General features: G+C 45.4%; 15 protein-coding genes. 13 read left to right on the top strand and 2 right to left on the bottom strand.

Going from position 1 to position 21,595, the window contains the following annotated elements; genetic code table 11:
- Positions 1-29: 29 nt before the first annotated feature.
- The 3 genes from rplT (at position 30) to HXT30_RS04395 (ending at position 3,229) form a co-directional block, all read left to right on the top strand.
- A complete protein-coding gene (gene rplT / locus HXT30_RS04405; protein ID WP_004114536.1) occupies positions 30-413 on the top strand; it encodes a 50S ribosomal protein L20 in 384 nt (127 codons plus the stop codon).
- Positions 414-656: 243 nt separating this feature from the next.
- The gene (gene glmM / locus HXT30_RS04400; RefSeq protein ID WP_004132710.1) at positions 657-2,069 is read left to right on the top strand and encodes a phosphoglucosamine mutase; all 1,413 of its coding nucleotides are present in this window, start codon (positions 657-659) and stop codon (positions 2,067-2,069) included.
- A gap of 506 nt (positions 2,070-2,575) precedes the next feature.
- Positions 2,576-3,229: a peptide deformylase gene (locus HXT30_RS04395; RefSeq protein WP_004130015.1), complete on the top strand. Its 654-nt coding sequence runs from the start codon at positions 2,576-2,578 to the stop codon at positions 3,227-3,229.
- Positions 3,230-3,298: 69 nt separating this feature from the next.
- Here HXT30_RS04395 and glnA read toward each other — a convergent pair whose 3' ends face one another.
- Complete coding sequence (glnA, locus tag HXT30_RS04390; protein WP_016819218.1) at positions 3,299-4,735, bottom strand: type I glutamate--ammonia ligase; 1,437 nt, start codon at positions 4,733-4,735, stop codon at positions 3,299-3,301.
- A 144-nt stretch (positions 4,736-4,879) separates the two neighbouring features.
- On the opposite strand from glnA, the gene HXT30_RS04385 reads away from it, so the two are divergent.
- The 5 genes from HXT30_RS04385 (at position 4,880) to HXT30_RS04365 (ending at position 12,413) form a co-directional block, all read left to right on the top strand.
- Positions 4,880-6,520, top strand: coding sequence for an AI-2E family transporter (locus HXT30_RS04385; protein ID WP_422111383.1), 1,641 nt, complete (start codon positions 4,880-4,882; stop codon positions 6,518-6,520).
- Complete coding sequence (locus tag HXT30_RS04380) at positions 6,517-7,743, top strand: glycosyltransferase family 2 protein (RefSeq protein ID WP_004130024.1); 1,227 nt, start codon at positions 6,517-6,519, stop codon at positions 7,741-7,743. The genes HXT30_RS04385 and HXT30_RS04380 overlap by 4 nt, the downstream gene beginning before the upstream one ends.
- Positions 7,744-8,083: 340 nt before the next feature.
- On the top strand, positions 8,084-8,947 hold the full coding sequence (locus tag HXT30_RS04375) for an ABC transporter ATP-binding protein (RefSeq protein WP_415694662.1): 864 nt from the start codon (positions 8,084-8,086) through the stop codon (positions 8,945-8,947).
- Between the two features lie 20 nt (positions 8,948-8,967).
- Positions 8,968-10,620: a hypothetical protein gene (locus HXT30_RS04370; protein WP_422111382.1), complete on the top strand. Its 1,653-nt coding sequence runs from the start codon at positions 8,968-8,970 to the stop codon at positions 10,618-10,620.
- A 140-nt stretch (positions 10,621-10,760) separates the two neighbouring features.
- Entirely contained in the window at positions 10,761-12,413 is a 1,653-nt protein-coding gene (locus tag HXT30_RS04365; protein WP_422111381.1) for a D-alanyl-D-alanine carboxypeptidase/D-alanyl-D-alanine-endopeptidase, read from the top strand.
- 384 nt (positions 12,414-12,797) lie between these two features.
- Here the strand turns inward: HXT30_RS04365 and tilS are convergent, their stop codons facing one another.
- On the bottom strand, positions 12,798-13,880 hold the full coding sequence (tilS, locus tag HXT30_RS04360) for a tRNA lysidine(34) synthetase TilS (protein WP_422111380.1): 1,083 nt from the start codon (positions 13,878-13,880) through the stop codon (positions 12,798-12,800).
- A 69-nt stretch (positions 13,881-13,949) separates the two neighbouring features.
- On the opposite strand from tilS, the gene hpt reads away from it, so the two are divergent.
- The 5 genes from hpt to HXT30_RS04335 all read left to right on the top strand — a co-directional run bounded on the left by hpt (position 13,950) and on the right by HXT30_RS04335 (position 21,065).
- Positions 13,950-14,504, top strand: a complete 555-nt coding sequence (hpt, locus tag HXT30_RS04355; protein ID WP_422111379.1) for a hypoxanthine phosphoribosyltransferase — start codon at positions 13,950-13,952, stop codon at positions 14,502-14,504.
- A gap of 181 nt (positions 14,505-14,685) precedes the next feature.
- Positions 14,686-17,535 (top strand): ATP-dependent zinc metalloprotease FtsH, encoded by a 2,850-nt coding sequence (gene ftsH, locus HXT30_RS04350; protein WP_422111378.1) that lies wholly within the window; start codon positions 14,686-14,688, stop codon positions 17,533-17,535.
- A complete protein-coding gene (locus HXT30_RS04345) occupies positions 17,535-18,044 on the top strand; it encodes a DUF3180 domain-containing protein (RefSeq protein WP_422111377.1) in 510 nt (169 codons plus the stop codon). The genes ftsH and HXT30_RS04345 overlap by 1 nt, the downstream gene beginning before the upstream one ends.
- 106 nt (positions 18,045-18,150) lie before the next feature.
- Complete coding sequence (gene ettA / locus HXT30_RS04340; protein ID WP_004130043.1) at positions 18,151-19,827, top strand: energy-dependent translational throttle protein EttA; 1,677 nt, start codon at positions 18,151-18,153, stop codon at positions 19,825-19,827.
- Positions 19,828-20,039: 212 nt separating this feature from the next.
- Positions 20,040-21,065: a lipid II:glycine glycyltransferase FemX gene (locus tag HXT30_RS04335; RefSeq protein WP_422111376.1), complete on the top strand. Its 1,026-nt coding sequence runs from the start codon at positions 20,040-20,042 to the stop codon at positions 21,063-21,065.
- Positions 21,066-21,595 lie beyond the last annotated feature (530 nt).

The following is a 21,595-nucleotide window of genomic DNA, read 5'->3' as shown; positions in this document are numbered from 1 at the left end:
AAAATTTTTAAGAAAGCTGAGGAATACTTATGGCACGAGTAAAACGCGCAGTTAATGCTCACAAGAAGCGTCGCGTTGTTCTTGATAGGGCTTCGGGTTATCGCGGTCAGCGTTCCCGCCTTTATCGCAAGGCAAAGGAACAGCTGCTTCACTCATTTACTTATAACTTCCGCGACCGCAAGGCTCGCAAGGGCGACTTCCGCAAGTTGTGGATTCAGCGCATTAACGCTGCTGTTCGCGCAGAAGGAATCACCTACAACCGCTTTATTCAGGGCTTGCGCTTAGCTGGCATCGAATTGGATCGCCGCGCTTTGGCCGAGCTTGCTGTTAGCGATGTTGAGACCTTTAAGGCAATCGTCGAAGCTGCTAAGGCTGCTTTGCCTGCAGATGTTAATGCTCCAGTAGAAGCCTGATTTTAGTTTATTGGCTTTATTTGAGTGATTTAATCACTTTAAGCATTAAATAGCATTAAATATTAAGTCCGTCTTTTTAGGCGGGCTTAATTGTTTTTTGTGCATATATTATGCTCGTAACCTGGTTTTGTGTTTAATTATTAAGTGCTTAAGTCGTAGAGTGAAACTGTGGCGCGTCTAGCGCATTGCAGAGTAAAATAGAACACAGTGTGTTTTTTGAAATCTAATTGAAAGAGTCTGATTATGCCAAATATGTTCGGTACCGATGGCGTTAGAGGATTAGCAAATCGCGATTTGACTGCACAATTAGCGCTAGATTTAGGCGATGCTGCCGTTCGTGTTTTAGGAGAGGCAACGCATAGCAGCGATTCAAATAGCGAAGATACAGGGAAAAAGATGCACGCTAGGAGAAGGGCGCTGGTTGGTCGCGATACTCGCGTTTCTGGAGATTTTCTAGCGTCCGCGTTGGCAGCTGGCATGAGTGCAGGCGGATTTGACGTTATAGACGCTGGCATAATCCCAACTCCTGGCGTGGCCTTTTTAACTTCTGTGCTAAACGTAGAGATGGGTGCAGTAATATCTGCTTCGCATAATCCAATGCCAGATAATGGAATCAAGTTCTTTGCGCGTGGCGGTTTTAAGCTTCCAGACAGTAAAGAAGACGAGATTGAAGCAGTTTTAGGCAAGGATTGGCAGCGTCCTACGGGCAGCGGTGTTGGGCGAATCAGCCACGATACCACTACAGCTACAAATCTTTATATTGATCATCTTGTTTCTTCTGTAGCACCTTTAAGCAGTGAGTCTTCTACTCGTCCTAAGCCGCTTGCAGGTCTTAGAGTAGTGGCAGATTGCGCAAATGGCGCAACATCTGTAGTAGCTCCAGAAGCATTGCGCAGAGCTGGCGCAGAAGTGATTGTTATTAACGCTTCTCCAGATGGCTACAACATTAACGATCACGCGGGTTCCACGCATCCCGAGCAGTTGCAAGCCATGGTTAAGGCGTCTAAGGCCGATTTAGGAGTAGCTTTCGACGGAGATGCGGATCGCTGCCTTGCTGTTGATGAAAACGGAAACATGGTTAATGGCGACCAAATTATGGGCATTCTTGCGCGTTCTAAGAAGGCCGAAGGCAAGCTGAATCATAATACTCTTGTTGTTACAGTAATGAGCAATCTTGGATTAAAGCTTGCGCTAAAAGACATGGGCATTTCTACTGTTCAAACAAGCGTTGGAGACCGCTACGTTCTAGAAGAAATGCTTAGAGGCGATTATTCTCTTGGCGGCGAGCAGTCAGGGCACGTGATTAATCGCGAGTTTGCAACCACGGGAGATGGCACTCTTACAGCGCTTACGTTGTGCCGAGAAGTTGTGCGCGAAGGCAAGAAGCTTTCGCAAATGGCTGCCGACTTCCCACAACTTCCGCAATGCTTAGTCAATGTGCCGAATGTAGATAAGATGGCTGCTAAAACTAATGCTGCTGTTCTTAATGCTGTAGAGAAGGAAAGTGCGCTTTTGGGAGACACGGGTCGCGTTCTTCTTAGACCAAGCGGAACGGAGCCACTTGTGCGCGTTATGTGTGAAGCTGCAACGCAAGAGCAAGCAGATGAGGTTTGCGCGCGGCTTGCACAAGTTGTAACGGATAATCTTAAGCTGTAGTTTTCCGCGCTGTACCGCGCGAACGACATTCTCCTTATTCGGTATTGCGCGAGGTTTGAGTATTTCTCTCCTCGCAAGTGACGCGCACTTTTGCGTATAGTTTATGAATGTTAATATTCTAGGGTTTTAGGTTTTAGTACGGCGCTATTTATTGCTCGTAGAGAAATACATCAAACCTTCTGGATATCTAGGACTTTTGCGTGGCTTTCATCGCCGAGATTCTCGATTTTTCTTGCTGCTTCAGCGAATCACCATTTCATGCTGAGGTTCGCTTCATCCGCTGCGAAAAATCTCGAATCTCTACCTAGCTTGGCGTAACCTACGTAATGACACGACATGCCTTCGCGCATTTTCTTGTTCGACACGCTGATTAGGACTACAAAAAGCGGATAATCTTGATATACTAGCTCTTTTGGTATTGTTGTTAACATATATGCCATTAGCAATAGTCAAATTTAGATTTATAGAGTTAGAAGTTTTGTAGAATCGCCTTGTAAAGGAGTCCTATGTTTACGCATCACGCAAGTGTCGACACTAAGCTTAGCCGCGCAGTAGAGCGCCTTTTGGATTCTGCTACAGAAGATGGCGTTTTGTCGATTGTTCAAGCAGGGGAGCCTGTTTTAAGGCAGCGCACGGTTGCTTACGATGGTCAGCTTACGCGCGCAACGCTTAACAAGCTTATTTCGCTTATGCACAGCACTATGCTAGACGCTCCAGGAGTTGGTTTGGCCGCTCCGCAAATCGGTCTTGGCTTAGCGATTGCGGTTGTAGAAGATCACGTTAGGGATGACGAAGACGACCCTAGAGATATTGCGGAATTGCCATTTAGAGCTATTATCAACCCACACTATGAGCCTATTGGCACGCAAACGCGCAGTTTTTATGAGGGCTGCTTAAGCGTTGCAGGGTATCAAGCTGTTCGCCAGCGTTGGCTAGACATTCAAGCCACTTGGCAAGACGAGGATGGAAAGCAACATTCGCAACGCTTGCACGGTTGGCCAGCGCGAATCTTCCAGCACGAGACGGATCATTTGCGCGGTGAGCTTTACATTGATCGTGCTGAGATGCGCTCGCTTTCTAGTGACGAAAATCTTGAGGATTATTGGGCAGATGAAGCTGTTCCTGTAAACGCTGCTAGAACACTAGGCTTTGCGATTTAAAATAAAAGACGAATGCAAAATAAAATCCCCCACAAGTTTTCTTGCGGGGGATTTTATTAATCACAAATATCAGATATGGAAGTAAAGCTCGTACTCAAGTGGCGTTGGAGCCAAACGAGCCATATCCATCTCCTCATGCTTTAGATTAAGCCAAGTTTCAATCAAGTCGCTAGTAAACACATCGCCTTGCATAAGGAAGTCGTGATCTTCTTCCAAAGCTTGCAAAGCCTCGCCAAGCGAAGAAGGAACCTGCTTAATGCCGTCGTGCTCTTCTGGAGGAAGCTCGTAAAGATCTTTATCAACAGGAGCAGGAGGCTCAATGTGGTTCATAATGCCGTCTAAGCCAGCCATAAGCTGAGCAGAGAACGCCAAGAACGGGTTGCAAGAAGGATCTGGCGCGCGGAACTCAATGCGCTTAGCAGCAGGAGCCTCTCCAGCAAGAGGAATACGAATAGCTGCAGAACGGTTACGAGCAGAGTAAACCAAGTTTACAGGAGCTTCGTAGCCTGGAACCAAGCGGTGATAAGAGTTAAGCGAAGGATTTGTAAAAGCAAGCACAGAAGACGCGTGCTTAATCAAGCCGCCAATGTACCAACGCGCAATATCGGAAAGCTGAGCATAACCAGTTTCCGCATAGAACAATGGCTTGCCATCCTTCCAAAGCGACTGATGGCAGTGCATGCCAGTTCCGTTATCTCCAGCAATTGGCTTAGGCATAAACGTTGCAGCCTTGCCAGCCAAAGCAGCAGTCTCGTGAACAACGTACTTGTACTTCATTAAGTCGTCGCCAGCGTGAACAAGCGTGTTGTAACGGTAGTTAATCTCCTGCTGGCCTGCGCCGCCAACCTCGTGGTGGGAACGCTCAAGAATCAAGCCAACCTTTTGAAGATTGTAAACCATGTCGTCGCGCAAGTCTTGGTTGTGATCAACAGGTGGAACAGGGAAGTATCCGTGCTTTACGCGGTTCTTAAAACCAATGTTATTGCTGCCATCGTCTTCGGTGTCTATGCCAGAATTCCATGGAGCCTCGTTAGAATCCACCTCGTAGAAGGAACGCTGCATGTCGTTTGCAAAACGCACCTTGTCGAAAATAAAGAACTCTGCTTCTGGAGCAAAGCTTGCGGTATCGGCAATGCCAGTGGCCTTTAAGTAGGCTTCGGCTTTAATTGCAACTTGGCGAGGATCCCTAGAATAAGGCTCGTCTGTTACAGGATCCACAATCGAAAAAGCAACGTTCAAAGTCTTGTGCTTGCGGAATGGGTCAATGTATGCGGTGTCTACGTCTGGAATAAGCTTCATGTCTGATTCGTTAATAGCCTGGAATCCTTGCATAGAAGAGCCGTCGAAGGCCATTCCATCTGTAAATGCGCTGTTTAAGAACTCGCTTGCAGGCACAGTAAAGTGCTGCTGAACGCCAATCAAATCAGTAAATCGAACAGATACGTACTCAATGCCTTCTTGCTTAATCAAAGCCTCGGCATCTTCTTTAGTTTGCAAAGTGGTCATGCCACGATCCTTTCATAAAAATCTCAGTAAATAGTTTAGATTGTTGCATAAGATTTTGGATTTCAGCGACTCGACTATCTGGTTACGATTGTGTTACACGCTTTGTTGATTGTGTTACACGCTTTGTAAAGTACAATGGAATTTATGACAAATAAAGAAAACTACGAAAGCCGTATGGATAGCAACGGCACAAGCGCAAAAATCGACTTAGCTTCGATTTTTCCAGCTAAGGGAGATAATCGCAGGCCTCCTGATTGGCTAAGTCGCGCGCTTATGTATGCGGTAATCGCCGCGTTTGTTGCGATTTTTGTTTGGTTCGCGTGGGGAAGTATAGCTTTTATAGTTTTCGACGTTGTAATCTCCATTTTTATAGCGCTTGCAATAGAGCCACTTGTTGTGCGCCTTATAAAACACGGTTGGAGTAGGGCTTTTGCGTCTTTGGCAAGCTTGGTTGGGCTGCTTGTGGTTATTATTTTGCTGCTTGTTCTTTTTGGCAATCTTTTTGTGCAACAAGCTGTTTCCATGGTTCTTGGTTTACCTGATTTATACAACCAATTTGCGCATTTTGTGCTAAATTCTACTGGGTTTAGGATGCCGAATATCGAGCAGCTTGGAATGGAGATTTTGCGCAACATTCAAACATCGTGGGTTGTGGATTTTGGCGGTTTTGCACTTAACACCACCTGGGGTTTGATGGCCGCTTTGCTTGATTTGCTTACCATTTTGATGGTTACTTATTATATTTCGGCTGCAGGTCCTGCAATGCGCCGAAGTGTGTGCCGCCTGCTAAATCCTAAGTCTCAAAGGCGATTTTTGTTTATATGGTCGGTTGTTCAAGAGCAAATATCGAGCTTCTTGTTCTCGCGCACAATTTTGGCTGCGATTAATGCAACGGGTACTGCGGTTTTCCTAATATTTATGAAAGTTCCGTACTGGCTTCCGCTTGCGCTGTTTTGTGGAATAGTTTCGCAATTTGTGCCTACGATTGGTACGTATTTGGGCGGAGCTTTGCCAATCGTATTTGCTTGGGGTTCCAACGGTTTTGCGTCAGCATTGGCTGTTCTTATTTTTGTGACCATCTATCAGCAGATTGAAAACATGGTGATTTCTCCTAAGATTTCCGAAAAAACAATGGACTTAAATCCTGCTGTAGCATTTTTGTCGGTGTTGGTAATGGGTGCTGTTTTTGGGGCGCTAGGCGCATTTTTGGCGCTTCCTGTTACCGCCAGCTTGCAGGCCATTCTTAAGGTTTGCACAAAGCAATACAAGCTTGTTGATTCTCCATTAATGAACGATCCAAAGCCTAATCGCAAGTCGATTATGGTTACAAGTGTTGAAGCGATTGGTAATAGTTTTGTAAAGCCTGTTAAAGACAAGGTTCTTCGAGTTATGAAAGGCTCGTCTTCTAGAGTTTCGATTAATGAAGACATTATGTATTGGTATAAGCAAGCTTATGTTTCTTCTAGTGATTCTGGTGCTTCTTCTAGTGATGCTAGCGAAAGTCAAAATTCTAAAGAAGATTCTGGATACATTGAAACAATGGCGATTTCGCGCGATGTTCTAGATGCAGTTAATCGCGATATTGCTAAGAAGCGCGCGGAAAATGCGGATTTGGATAGTGGGCAAGCGGCTCGCGAATCGCAAGCAGCCGACGGGTTGCATGCAAATGCTAAAGATAAGTCGCAAGATAAGTCGCAAGCAAATAAATCTGCTACAATTCCAAACGAAAGTAAAAACAAAAAATCGAACACAAACACAAATCCACGAAGCGGGTGGAATAAATGATTCTTTTGTCTATTTTCGACGTTTTAGTAATCATAATCGGCGTGAGCAGCGTTATTTACCAAGGCGTTTGCGCAGTGGCGTCGCTTGTTGCAAAGCCAGTGGTATTTCCGAATGCTCCAATGGACAAGCATTACGCGGTTTTAATATCTGCGCGAAACGAGGAAGCTGTAATCGGGAATCTTATAGAGTGCATACAGCATCAAACTTATAACCAACAGCTAATAGATATTTGGCTAGTTGCCGACAATTGCACAGACAGCACGGCGCAAGTTGGAAGAAAGTATGGGTGCAATGTTATAGAGCGATTCGATAAGCAGCATATTGGCAAAGGTTACGCGCTTAGCTACCTTTTGGACCACATAATGGAGCTTGGAAAAGACAAAGATTACGACGCGTACTTTGTTTTTGACGCAGACAATAAGCTAGATTTGCACTATTTTGAAGAGATGAACAAGGGATTCCACGCTGGGTATCAGATTTTAACAAGTTACAGAAATTCCGTGAATTTATCGGATAATTGGGTATCTTCTGGGTCTGCATTGTGGTTTATACGCGAATCGCGATTTACTAACAATTCGCGCATGCTTTTTGGATCTAGTTGCCATGCAGGTGGAACAGGATTTATGTTTTCGCGCGAGATTATGCACAGAAATCGTGGGTGGAAGTTCCATCTGCTTACCGAAGATCTTGAGTTTACAATGGACTCGATTTTGCACGGCGACAAAGTGGGCTATTGCGGATCGGCGGTTCTTTACGACGAGCAGCCTGTTTCGTTTAGGCAAAGCTGGAGGCAAAGGCTGCGCTGGAGTAAGGGCTTTTTGCAAGTGTTTCGCTATTACGGAGCGGCTCTTATACGCCACGGAATTCGCGAGCGCGATTTTTCGTCGGTTGACTTTACGCTTATGCTTTGCCCGTTTATGGTGCTTGCGATTATTCGCCTTATACTCGGATTTATCTTTGCAGCATTTGGATTTGTTACGTGGGCAAGTCAGATTGATTCAACGCTTAGCTTTATAACAACTACTGTTACAAGCGTTTTGGGTATGATGGTGTTTGTTTCGCTTACTATTCTTGTAGAACACGATAAGCTTGGAGCTACTAACAAAGAGCTTTTTGCGTACGTTCTTAGCTTCCCGATTTTTATGCTTTCGTATGTGCCGATTGCGTTCCAAGCTGTGTTCTCTAAGAGCGAGTGGAAGCCGATTCATCACACTGGGCGGTAATTTTGCTGCGGTCTGCGCGAACGAAACGACCTGCCTTGTAGTGCGATTGTACCTAAAATACGGCGTGTCGCCATACAAACGCACTACAAACTTCCGCTTTTTGTAGCTCTAAACGGCAAAATCAACAACAAAAAGCGGAAATAGTTGACGCATTACGTAGCTCGAAGTTGTTGAATTGTAGTGAAAAATCTCGAATCTCTACCTCACTTAATGTAAACTATGCTGCCCTGTAGTGTGTTTATACGCAAGATATGAGATAATGGAATCCTTGATGTAAACGTGCGATTGCGCAATTAATGTGGCGCAATACGTGCGTTTATCTGTATGTTGCGAGGTTTATATGGTGGATTCTGTTCCAGTTTTTGGTGCAAACACTTATTCGAGCGATTCGAGTGATAGTAGTGCAGAAGTTTCAGCGGTTTCTATTCGCGGATTTGTTAAGACTTTTGGCAAGAAAGTTGCTGTAGATAATCTTTCGCTAGATATTCCAGCAGGCTCTTTCTATGGATTGGTCGGCCCTAATGGTGCTGGCAAAACTACTACTATTAAGATGCTTACGGGCTTGCTTATGCCAGATGCTGGCTCGGCTTCGATTTTTGGCAACGATGTTTGGAGCGATGTAAATAGCGCTAAGCGCGCAATCGGTTTAATGCCTCAAGCAGATGAGATTTTTAAGACGATTACTGGCCTTCAGCTTTTAACATACGCTGGCATGCTTCGCGATATGAGCCGCGCAGAATCCGTAAAGCGCGCAAACGACTTGCTTTCTGCTTTCGACTTAACAGAAGCTGCAAACACTATGGTTTCGGACTATTCAACTGGTATGACTAAGAAGATTTGCCTTGCAACAGCAATGATTCACAGCCCGCGCGTGCTTGTGTTGGACGAGCCTTTTGAGGCAGTGGACCCTGTTTCTAGCGCAAATTTGAAGGATATTCTAGCCGAGTATGTTTCTACTGGCGGCACTGTGATTATTTCTTCGCACGTTATGGAATTAGTTGAAAAAATGTGCTCGCATGTTGCGATTATTAACGAAGGCCACGTTGCAGCTTCTGGCACGCTTGAAGAAGTTGCTCAAGGCAAAGATCTTGAAGATCGCTTTATGGAGCTTGTTGGTGGACGTCATTCTGCTGCGCGCATTGATTGGCTTAACGGCGGCGAGTCTTATAACGCAACGCCAATCGCAAGCAACCACAACGCGTGAGCGAAAGGCGGTAAGTAATCATGTCCATGATTTTTACAATGGTTCGCCTTCGTTGGGCGCTTACTTTTTCTGTTATGCGAAAGTCAATTTGGCAAAAAATCGGCTTTGGTATATCAATTGTTTTTGGACTTGCGATTATATGCGCTCTTGGTTTTGCAGGCTGGGAAGCAGGAAAGTATCTTAATCCAGGAATGCTTGCAGACGCTAAAGATTGGCAGGAATTCCAATTGATTCCAATAATGATTGCGTCGATTGTGTCAATTTTTACGCTGTTTATAAACTTGTTTATGTTAGGCAGCGACACAACACTAAAATCGCGTAGTTTTGCGCTTTACGGTATTCCTCACGTAAAGCAGCAAGCTGGCATGCTTCTTGGCTCCCTTTTTGGAGCGATTTCAATAAGTTGCACAATCGCGCTTGCTTTGTGGTCTTTAGCGTACAGAAGCTTTGGAATTGTGCCGGTTTTAGTAAGCGTAATTGCGGCTCCGCTTTACGTTGCAACAATCGTGTCTTTAAGCAAAATGCTTATTGAGCTTTTGGACACTATTTTAATAAACAAGCGTTCAAGAAACATTTTTTACTTTGTTATTTTCGTAGCGTATATGCTTTTTGTTGCGTCAATGAATACGCATAGCCCCTCGTCAATTGTAATTTCGCTAGGTACAAGTTTCTGCGCTGTTTCCGCTTTTACTCCATTAAGCGCTGCTATGGCTTTGCCTCTTGACGTCATTAATGGCAATTGGCTTGCGCTTGTTATTCGCTTCCTTATTTGCGTTGTAACGATTGCTGCTTGCTTTGCAATCTCTGTATTTTGCGCAAAATTAGAGCCTAAGCTACTTCGCGGTGAGCAAAAAACAGTTGTTAAAACTAAGGGAATCGGCTTCTTTGCATCAGTTCCAGACAACATAGTTGGTGCGATTATTGCTCGAATTGTTAGCGTTATGAGAAGAGATATGCGTCAACTGTTTTTGCTTATTGCGCCGCTTTTTATGCTGGTAGTTGCAGGAGGAACTAGTTTTAATGCTAAAGGATTTGGTTCTATAGCACAGGACATAGGTGTTTCTGGCTGGATGATATATGCTGCGACGCTTATGGGAATGGTTGTTGGAAACAATATTGCATACGATGGAACAGCTTTTACTATGCATGCGATTATTGGCGTAAAAGGTTTGCACGATCGTTTAGCGCACGCAATAGTTTGGTCCGTGATTTGCGCTGTGTACTTTGCAATTCTTGGAATAGGGGTTTACGCTTTCCTTTTCTTTGTAGCAAATGTTCAGCAAAATATGAATGCAGTTATGTTCCAAACTCTTTCTCCAATTGGAGTAGCTTTTGCGACCATAGGCATTGGCTTAATTTCTTCGTGCATTGCAATGTACCCTGTAGCGTCAATCGAAAAGCCATTCTCTAGGCCGCAAGGAAGTGCTGGCGGGCGAAGTTTTGCAGCTATCGGCTTTATGCTTCTTTCTGTAGTTTGCATGATTCCTTCGGTTGCGGCTGTGATTGCGTTTATTATTCTTGCGCCGCAACTGCTGTGGATTGCATGCATTCTGTTCGTAGTGAACGGCGCAATTGTGCTGGTTGTTGGCGTAATTATTGGTGGCAAAGTGATGGATAAGCGCATGATTCGTATTGTAGAAAACTTGCGCAGATTTGCGTCGATTACTGCTTGAGTATTAATGCGCACGTAAGAGCTGCGATTTATGTGTGCAAGCGTATAGCTTATGTAGGCTTTATGTAGTTCTTATATAGTCTACATGGCTTGTATAGTTATACAGAGTTGCAATTAATCGGTAAAACAGGCGGCGTGCGCATGCAAGACGGTGAAAACGTTAAGAATCCAGATAATATAATCGAGATTCCCGAAGATGCTTTTACGTCTAAAGAATCAAGAGAAAAAGCTGGATTTACGTCTAGCTTAGGCATGCAAAAGCCGCCAAAGTCACGTAATCGCGCTGTTGTGTGCTTAATCGCAGCTGCAAGCGTTGTATCACTAATGTGCGGATACATTCTGTTTGATAGCAAAGATCTTTTGCAAAATCGCGATTTTATTCAGTCGCGAATGGCAATTAAAAACAATAAATCTTTGCAAGAGCTAAGCAGTCCAAAACCTAAGAAAATAGCGCATTACGCGTCTTTAATAAAGCAATTAGATAAAAACAAGCCAGTTGACAAAGCTGCTGCGGAAAAGGTTTTACAAACATTCCTTGAAAATCCCGCGCTTGGGCCAAATGCGGCGGCTGTTATAGCGGATGCAAACGGGAAGATTATTGCTGCAAAAAACGAAGATCTTGCTTTGCAACCAGCGTCTACAATGAAAACGCTTACAGCTCTAGCAGCCTCGCATACTTTAGACATGGCTTCAACGCTAGACACGCTGGTTTATGCAAGCTGCGACGAGAGTGGGAGTGCTGCGCGAATTGTCTTGCGCGGCGGCGGAGACATGCTGCTTGGGGCTGGGCAAAGCGACCCGAATCACGTAAACGGTAGAGCAGGTTTAGAAACTCTTGCAAATAAAACGGCTGCAGCTCTTAAAAAGCGGGGCGTTAAGATTGTTCAGTTTGCTGTTGACGATTCGCTGTTTGGCGCAAAAAGGTATCCTGATCTTATTAACGAGAACGACGAAGAAGGTAGATTCTACGCTCCAACTTCGTCTGTTGCGGTAGATGAGGGGCGCAATCGCGATTTTGCGGCGTGGGTTTCGTACGGAAACGACGCGGACGATACCGACGATTATCCGCTTTTAGACAGGCATCCTGCGGTTAGTACGGGTTTGATTTTTGCAAATTTGCTGCAAAAGTCTGGCATTGATGTTCGCGAATGGAAGGGTGATTCTGCAAAAATCACTAAGGCGGCTAAAATTTCTGGCGCAGACTCCATGCATGTTAGCTACAAAAAATCGCTTATTTCCGCCGATTTTAGCCAGATTGCGCGCGTTTGTTCTGCGCCGCTAAGCGAGATAATGGCGTATATGCTTAGGCATTCCGACAATTCCCTTGCGGAAGAGTTCGGGCGTTTAACTGCGCTAGCTATGCGTAAGTCAAATTCTCCAAAGGGTGCAACTTTGGCTGTGCAAGATGTTTTGCGCGATTTAGGTATTGATATAAACGGATTGCACATGTCGGATTGCTCGGGACTTTCGCCTAAATCCGCTGTTCGCGCGGTTACTTTGATTCAGGTTCAAGCGCAAAATCTTAAGGCGGGGCTTGGTGCTGCTGCAGCAGAAGGCTTGGCTTTGCCAGGCGTTTGGTGTACTTCTGCTAGAAAGCGTCTTGTTGATAAGTCGGCAGCTGGATTGATGCGTGTTAAAACTGGATTTTTGGGTGATGTTTCGTCTATGGTTGGCAACGTTTCTAGAAAGTCGGGAGGCGCGCTAACTTTTGCGGTTGTTGTTAATCCGCCTGGAGACGTTAACTACACTTATGTTGGCGTTAATAAGATGATGGCGGAGCTGACCAATCTTTAGTTGCTCGCGTCTTTGCTTGTTGTTGCGCGAGGTTTGAGTATTTCTCTCCTCGCAAGTGACGCGCACTTTTACGGATAGTTTATGAACGTTAATATTCTAAGGTTTTAGGTTTTGGGATGGCGCTATTTATTGCTCGTAGAGAAATACATCAAACCTTCTGAATATCTAGAACAATTGCGTATCTTTCATCGCCGAGATTCTCGATTTTTCTTCTTCATTCGATGAATCACCATTTCATGCTGAGGTTCATCTCATTCAGTGCGAAAAATCTCGAATCTCTACTTCACTTGGCGGAAAAACTTCCGCATTTTGTACCATTTTTGACCTAAATCACGTACAAAAAGCGGAAATATCGCGCGCGCGACGACCTGCCTTCAAGCTCGGTCAAAGCGCGCGTGCGTAAATCGTTATAGTATGCGATTTTCTGCTTGCTGCATATCCTCCTGGAAGAGCAATCTGCTTTTGGCCATGCCAGTTTGTTATTAACTCGTCGATTGATTCTATATGATTTGACGAAAAGCGTATTCCAGCAGCACTTAGCGCGCGAGCTACGATTCGCCGCCTAATCGAGATGTGGCTATTTTCTAGAGTCGCAAGTTTGATTTTGACTTTGCAATCCTCTTTTACAATCGCCTCTTTTTCTACAAGATTTACTTGCGAGTTTATGTAGTCTAGGTCGTCTTGAGCAAATTTCGCTCCTTTTGCAAGCAGCAAAGTCATATCTGAGTCAAAAAATCGCGAAATATACGGCATAAGTGTATGCCTGATTCTAGAGCGCAGCGGGTAGGATTTTGGCAGCTCAACATCGATTGGCGATGAATCGCCGTTTGTTGGATCGTCCCACCATTCAACGCCCAAATCCTTGCAAATCTGCGTGGTTTCAAGTCGCGTAAGATTAATTAGCGGCCGAGCAAATAGCACATTCTCCCTAACTGTAACGTCTTTCATTCCAGCCACGGCCTCCAAGCCAGCAGAATCGCGCAATCTCATTAAAACCGTTTCTGCTTGGTCGTTTGCTGTGTGTGCTAAAAGAACCGCCGCCGCGCGCAAATCTTTTGCAACTTCAATAATCGCAGCGTATCTAGCATCTCTGGCTGCGCTTTCTTCTCCCTCTTCGTTATCTTTAACTTGCACAGATTTAACAAATACGAGTGACTCGTCTACTCCAAGTTTTGCAACAGTTTTAGCAGCATTAAGCGCCACTTTGCTTGAGTCTTTTTGAAGATTATGATTTACGATTATTGCTGCGCATTGAATTCCTCTGCTTGCGCATACTTTTGATGCAAGCGCCGTTAGCGCAAGTGAATCGCGACCGCCAGAGCATGCGACCAACACAATAGGAGCGGATGGTAAAGTTGCGTGTTCGCCGTGTTGCAAGAATTGCGGGTCTTGCACGTTTAACCCTATGTTATTAAAGCAACGTTTTACTTGGCCGATTCCTTTGCGCCAACAAGATGAGTACACCATGCTTATAGTCTAAATCCTAATGTGTAAGTTGTAACATGTCCGTCATTCTCTTATGCAATTATAGTTAGCATGCAAGTTGCAGATATAAGAGATGATATTGATTACGAATTAATCAGCCACGAAGAGCTTATGAAGCGCATTCGCGAGGTTGCTGCTCAAGTTAGCAAAGACTACAAAAACCGCGATATTTTGCTTGTTGCAGTGCTTAAAGGCGCTGTAAACACGCTTGCTGTTTTCTCGCAGGAGCTTAGCCTTAACGCGCCGATGGACTTTATGAGTCTTTCTAGCTACGGCAGTGGCACTAAGACCAGCGGCCAGATTACGGTTCGCGAGGACTTAACTACAGATGTTCGCGGTCGAGATGTGCTGATCGTAGAAGATATTGTTGATTCTGGCAAGACTTTGGATTGGCTCGTTAAAGAGCTTAAGAGCAGGGGTGCTGCGAGTGTAAAGGTGTTTGCGCTTTTAACAAAGCCAGCTCGCCGAGAAGTGGAAGTAGATATTGCGTACACTGGTTTTGAGATTCCAGACGCGTTTGTAGTCGGTTTTGGCATGGACTACGACGAAAAGTACAGGAATCTTAATTCTATTGCGGTTCTTAAGCCTTCTGTATATGAGTCTTGATTGGTTCTTTATTAGCGGTCTTGATTAGATGGTTGCAATTGAGTAATCTTGATTGATTACATGCTATTTATTTAGCGATTAATTACAGCGATTACAGCGATTGCGCTTTGGTTGCTTGCGATTAGTAATTACATGTTTAGACGAGTGTTGTTAGTTAGAATCCTGAAAGGAGTCTGATTGTATGGGCGCTTCTCCAATGTCGCCTCGCGGACCTATGGGTGGACCTATGAAAAGTCCTATGGGAGGAAACGGCAACAATCCGTTCTTGCCTCCTAATTTTGGAAACAATTCAAATAAGAATAAGAATAAGAACAATAATGGCAATAAGAATAATGGCAATCCAAAGGATGGCAATAATTCCGATTCCAATCGTAAATTCTTTAAGTCGCCTTGGACTTGGATTGTTATTTTAGTTTTGCTTTCTGTAGCTGCATTCCAAATGTTTGTGCATAATGGTTCGCAAACAATCGACACTCAAGACGGATTAGAGTTGCTCGATAATCGTAGTGCAAATTACGTTGAGGTTATAGACAATAAGCAGCTTGTTAAGCTTACTCTAAACAATAAGTACGTTAAGTCAGATAAGCGAGATAAGCAAAAGCACGATTACGGAAAAGACGTTCAGTTCTACTACACGATTGCTCAAAGCAAGACAGTTGTGCAAAAGATTCAAAAGGCTAAGCCAGCAAACGGTTGGACTGTTAGCATACAAACTTCTAGCTTTTTCTCGTACTTGATTACGTCTATGCTGCCGATTTTGATTCTGCTTGGACTTGTTTGGTTTATGTTTGGCAGAATGGCAAGCGCAGGCGGCGGAATGCTTGGCATGGGTGGCGGCCGCGGCCGTGGAAAGCTTTTGGAAGGTCAGACTCCTAAAACTAAGTTTGCGGATGTTGCAGGAGAGCAGTCTGCAGTAGAAGAAGTTGAGGAGATTAAGGAATTCCTTAAAGATCCTTCTCGCTACAAGGCTTTGGGCGCGCGCATTCCGCGTGGCGTGCTGCTTTATGGCCCTCCAGGAACTGGTAAAACTCTTCTTGCGCGTGCTATTGCAGGCGAAGCTGGCGTTCCGTTCTACGCAATGGCTGGATCGGACTTTGTTGAGATGTTCGTTGGTCTTGGCGCGTCTCGCGTGCGCGAGCTGTTTGATGAAGCTAAGAAGAACGCTCCAGCAATCATCTTTATTGACGAGATTGACGCTGTTGGACGCCGCCGCGGAAGTGGCATGACTGGCGGCCACGATGAGCGCGAGCAAACTCTTAATCAGCTGCTTGTAGAGATGGACGGCTTCGATAACGACACTAATTTGATTATTATTGCCGCTACAAACCGACCAGATGTGCTTGATTCTGCGCTTTTGCGACCAGGCCGATTTGATCGCCAAGTGGCTGTAGAAGCTCCAGATTTGGAAGGCCGAGAGGCGATTCTTAAGGTTCACGCTAAAGGCAAGCCTTTTGTTCCAGACGTGGATCTTCACATGGTTGCTGTTAGAACTCCTGGATTTACTGGCGCGGATTTGGCTAATGTGCTTAATGAAGCAGCTTTGCTCTGCGCTCGCTCTGGCGCTCAGCTTATCGACAATCGCGCTATTGACGAGGCGATTGACCGCGTTCAGGCTGGTCCTAGAAAGAAGTCTAAGGGCATGGCTTTGGATGAGTTGCGTAACACGGCTTATCACGAAGGTGGACACGCGCTTGTTGCTGCTGCTTTGCATCACACGGATCCTGTTACTAAGGTTACGATTTTGCCTCGCGGCCGCGCTCTTGGATACACGGCTGTTATGCCAACTAGCGACCGCTATTCTCAGTCTCGAAACCAGCTGCTTGATCAAATGGCGTATGCTATGGGCGGCCGCACTGCGGAAGAGGTTGTGTTCCACGATCCAACTACTGGTGCTTCTAACGACATTGAAAAGGCCACAGCAATCGCTCGCAAGATGGTTGTTGAATATGGCTTCTCATCTAAGCTTGGCGCTGTAAAGTGGATGGATGCAGATCAAGATTCTTCTGGTTCTTTGGATTCTTTGCAATCGCGTAAGTTCTCTAATAAGACTGCGGAAGTGATTGACGAAGAAGTTCATAAGCTTATTGAAACGGCTCATACCGAGGCTTGGCAGATTATTAACAATAATCGCGATATTTTGGATGAGCTTGTTAGCAAGCTTCTTGTTAAGGAGACTCTTAACGAGAAGGAACTTGAGCAAATCTTCTCTAAGATTCGTAAGGCGCCAGAGCGCGATTTGTGGCTTTCTAATGCAGATCGCCCAGATTCGCCGCTTCCTCCTGTAGAGATTCCAGAAAGTTTAAAGAGGAATGTTGCAGGTGCGAGTTTAGAGAAGGGCGATAAGGATTCGGATTCTAACGCTTCTAAGGCTGGTGTTGCAGCGGATTCTGAAGCGCAAAAGTCGCAAGCAACCGCAGAAGTGCAAGCAACCGCAGAAGTGCAAGAATCGCACGAGTCTTCCTATGTCTCAAATATCGCAAATACTACAAATGCCCTAAATAGCCCAATGCAAACAACTGCTGTGGTTTCTATGCAAGGCAAAAAGAGCGATTCAACAATGCGCGCAATGCTAAACGTGTTAAGCGGACTTGAGTATAAAGATTCGCATAGTGTAACTCAAGTCGAAGGCGTTTCGGCGCTTTACCAGGCAAGCAATGCAAACGGTGAAGATTTTTGCGCGGTTGTAGTGGCGTCTACAACAATGAGCAATCAGGAATTTGCGCAAAGAATCGAGCAAATGCAACGCGATCAAATTGATGGCGATTCTGGCGATTCTGCCGATTCTGCCAGCTCTTTGGATTTGCGATTAAACGTTGTTGGAACCAGGGAATACGGCTTAGATAGCGCGTCTACAAAGTCAATGGATTCAATCAATCCTTTGCACTTAAGTGCTGCGCAATTGGAGCCGTGGATGCAAGTTGAGCCAGACGCTGCAATTGATGGCGAGCCAGTCTCTTACAAACTTGCGCTTTTGCAAGATGCTTCGCAAGTTGGCGTTTATTCTGAGCGCTGGATTATTGGGGAGTGCTGATGAAAGCTTACCGTACGCCTTGGTGGTATTTTGCGCTTGGACTGTTGTTTGGATTTATATTCGGCGCATTTTTGGTGTCGATTACAGAATCGAGCGCAATATCGCTTTCGGGCGCTCCGTGGATTGTTTTGGCTGTTATGATAATCGGCGGAATAGTAACGTTTGTTCTTGCTTGGCAAACGCATCAATACGCTACTTCTAAGCCAAAAGATCGCAAGCCTTTTAACATGCAAATGGCTGTTTCGGCACTCATGCTTGCAAAATCACTTGGAATGGCTGGCGCTATTTTAACGGGCTGGTATGCAGGTCAGATTTTTGTTTGCTGGCCGCACGCGGATATTCCGCTTTATTCCAACGTTATTCGCGAATGCGTTATTGCTGGAATCGTGTGCATTATAGACATGATTATTGGCATTGTTGGCGAATGGATGTGTCAGATTCCTCCAGAAGATGGAGCGGATTCGGCTGGCGATTCTGCGGATCGAGCGCAGAAAGCGGCGGCGGTTTAATGGCGTTTAGCTGCGATTAATGTAGAAAATGGCAACTAACGGCAACTAATAGCAATCAAAATTGCAACTAAAATAGCGGTTTAACAATTTTAAGAAAGGTATTACTTTGGCTGAATTTATTTACCAAATGATTAAGGCACGCAAGTCTTACGGAGATCGCGTAATTCTAGACGACGTTACCTTAAGCTTCTTGCCGGGCGCAAAAATTGGCGTTGTTGGCCCTAATGGCATGGGTAAATCAACGTTGCTAAAGATTATGGCTGGATTGGAAAATGTTTCAAACGGCGAAGCTTCGATTACGCCAGGCTACACTGTTGGCATTTTGCAACAGGAGCCGCCGCTGGATGAGACTAAAACCGTTGGCGAAAACATTAAGATGGCTTTTGGCGAGATTGCTCAAAAAGTTGATCGATTCAACAAAATCGGCGAAGAGATGGCAAATCCAGATGCCGACTTTGATGCATTGATGGAAGAAATGGGCAAGTTGCAAACGGAGATTGATGCAGCTAACGGTTGGGATTTGGATTCTCAGCTTGAGCAGGCAATGGACGCTTTGCAATGCCCAGACCCAGATTCGCCTGTTTCTGTGTGCTCGGGTGGTGAAAGACGCCGAGTGGCGCTGTGCAAGCTTCTGCTTGAAGCCCCAGATTTGCTGTTGCTTGATGAGCCTACAAACCACTTGGATGCGGAGTCGATTCTTTGGCTGGAACAGTTCTTGCACAAGTACGAAGGCGCTGTTATTGCTGTAACTCACGATCGCTACTTTATGGATAACGTTGCAGAGTGGATTTGCGAGGTGGATCGCGGCCAGCTTTATCCATACAAGGGCAATTACACTACTTACTTGGAGACTAAGGCCAAGCGTATGGAGATTCAGGGCGCTAAGGACGCAAAGCTTGCTAAGCGCCTAAAGAATGAGCTTGACTGGGTGCGCAGCTCGCCAAAGGCTCGCCAGGCAAAGAATAAGGCTCGTTTGGAGCGTTACGACCAAATGGAGCAAGAGGCACGCAATTCCAAGAAGCTTGATTTTTCGGAGATTCAAATTCCAGCAGGCCCACGCTTGGGATCGCAAGTTTTGGAAGCGAAGCATATTCACAAGGCTTTTGGAGATCGCGTGTTAATCGACGACTTGTCGTTTACATTGCCTCGTAACGGCATTGTTGGCGTGATTGGCCCGAATGGCGTTGGTAAGTCTACGCTTTTCAAGACGATTGTTGGTTTGGAGCCACTTTCTGGCGGCGAGCTTACAGTTGGAGACACTGTTAAGATTTCGTACGTAGATCAGAATCGCGCAGGCTTGGATCCAAATAAGAACTTGTGGGAAGCTGTTTCGGGAGGCCTTGACTTTATTGAGGTTGCAGGCGTTGAGATTCCTACTCGCGCATACGTTGCAAGCTTTGGTTTTAAGGGTTCGGATCAGCAAAAGCTTACGGGAGTGCTTTCTGGCGGCGAGCGTAACCGCTTGAATTTGGCTTTGACTCTTAAGCAGGGCGGTAACTTGCTGCTGCTTGATGAGCCTACTAACGATTTAGATGTTGAGACTCTTGAAAGCTTAGAGAACGCTTTGCTTGACTTCCCAGGATGCGCTGTGGTGGTTTCTCACGATAGATGGTTCCTTGACCGCGTTGCAACGCATATTCTTGCTTGGGAAGGCACCGACGAGAATCCTGCAAATTGGTACTGGTTTGAAGGTAACTTCCAAGCGTACGAGGAAAACAAGATTGCGCGTCTTGGTGAGGAAGCTGCTCGCCCGCATCGCTTGCACAGAAAGCTTACGCGCTAATCGCAAGTTGTGTGTTGCTGCGGCTGGCGGCTGGCAGCTAATCGCAAGCTGTTGTTGGCAAGTCGCTAATCGCAAGTTGCTGGTCGCAAATCGCAAGCTTTTAGCAGCAAGACACAGTCTGTTGGCGGCAAATCGCCTTGTAAAACGCTAAAGCAAATATCTTAAACGGTAGTCGCGCTAAAATCGTGTATTGAGCTAAAAAAGGAGTGCAAATGCCAATACTAGATAAAAATGATTCTGCTAAAGTTAAAGAATACGAGGACTTTGTAAAAAATTCTCCGTACACTAATGCAATGCAAGACATGGCATGGGCAAAGGTTAAAAACAACTGGTCTAGCGAATACGTTTATCTGGAAGAAAACGGCAAGATTACTGCTGCAGTGTCTATTCTTGGCATTAAGGCTGTAGACGATAAAACGCTGTTTTACGCTCCTAGAGGCCCAGTTTGCGACTTTTACGACGTTGAAACCACTAAAAAGCTAATCAACGAAGCAAAGCCACTTTTTGAAAAGTACAACGCATTTTTGCTTAGAATGGACCCTTGCGTTCAAACCGACGAGGCTCTTATAGAAAAGTACAGGGCAGCTGGCTACACGTTTAGAGGCCAGGGATTCCACCCTAAGTCTTACTCCAACCCGCTTCACGAGATTATGCTTAAGGTTGAGGGCAAAACCGAAGAAGAGCTTATGGCTGGTTTTAGCACTCTTACAAGAAGGCATATTCGTGCTGGCATTAAGGCTGGTGTTGTAACTCGCTGGAGTAGGTCGGAAGAAGACTTGCAAACCTTCTACGAGCTTACAAAGATTATGGCAAACAGGCATGGCATTAAATATAGGCCATTTGAATACTTTGAGCGCTTGCTTGCTGCATACCCGCAGATTGAGATTTGCACTTGCGAGTACGAGGGCGAGCCAGTTGCAAGCATGCTTTCGTTCCCATACAAAGACACTTTGTGGTACATTTACGGCGCAACGCAGACCATGCATGGAAAGGTTGCTCCAGGCTATACGTGTATTTGGAATTTGATTTTGCGCACTAAGGAGCTTGGCTTAACGTGGTTCAACATGGGCGGAACTTATTCGCTTAGCATGGACGAAGGCCTTTACTTCTTTAAGAACGGTTTTTGCAGGGCGAATGATCCGTTTACTTGGATTGGCGAGTTAGACGTTGTTGTTGACCAAGACGCTTACAAGAAGTTTGTTGGCAGGTGGGATGATTTGCCAGAGGCGAATCGATGATTTTGAGCTGCGTAACGCGCGAAAAATCACCTCGATTCGCTGAGCCGCTTAAACGTAAAGTCCAGTGGACTTTACGTGCGGCGAAGACGTTCGCGCGCTTAGACCGCGCGAACGATATTTCTTACTTAGCGTTGCGCGAGGTTTGAGTATTTCTCTCCTCGCAAGTGACGCGCTCCTTTACGGGGGTCTTATGAACGTTAATATTCCAAGGCCTCAGTATGGCGCTATTTATTGCTCGTAGAGAAATACATCAAACCTTCTGGATATCTAGAACTTTTGTGTGGTTTTCATCGCCGAGATTCTCGATTTTTCTTGCTCTCTCGGCGAGTCACCACCTTCGGCGCTGAGGCTCGCCTCTTTCGCTGCGAAAAATCTCGAATCTCTACCTAGTTAGGCGTAATCTATGTAATCTTGTGTGTGTAAGTCACATAAAATTCATCATACGAATTAATCTTAAATTGTATAAAACAATTAGTAGAATATGCCTTGCATAGTTATATGGATTTTGCGGTCTGGTTGGCGCATTAATC

The sequence above is a fragment of the Gardnerella sp. DNF00571G genome (assembly GCF_049262695.1).
Taxonomy (GTDB): domain Bacteria; phylum Actinomycetota; class Actinomycetes; order Actinomycetales; family Bifidobacteriaceae; genus Bifidobacterium; species Bifidobacterium piotii.
The sequence above is the reverse complement of the archived record's forward strand: the minus strand, read 5'-3'. Positions and strand labels throughout refer to the sequence as shown.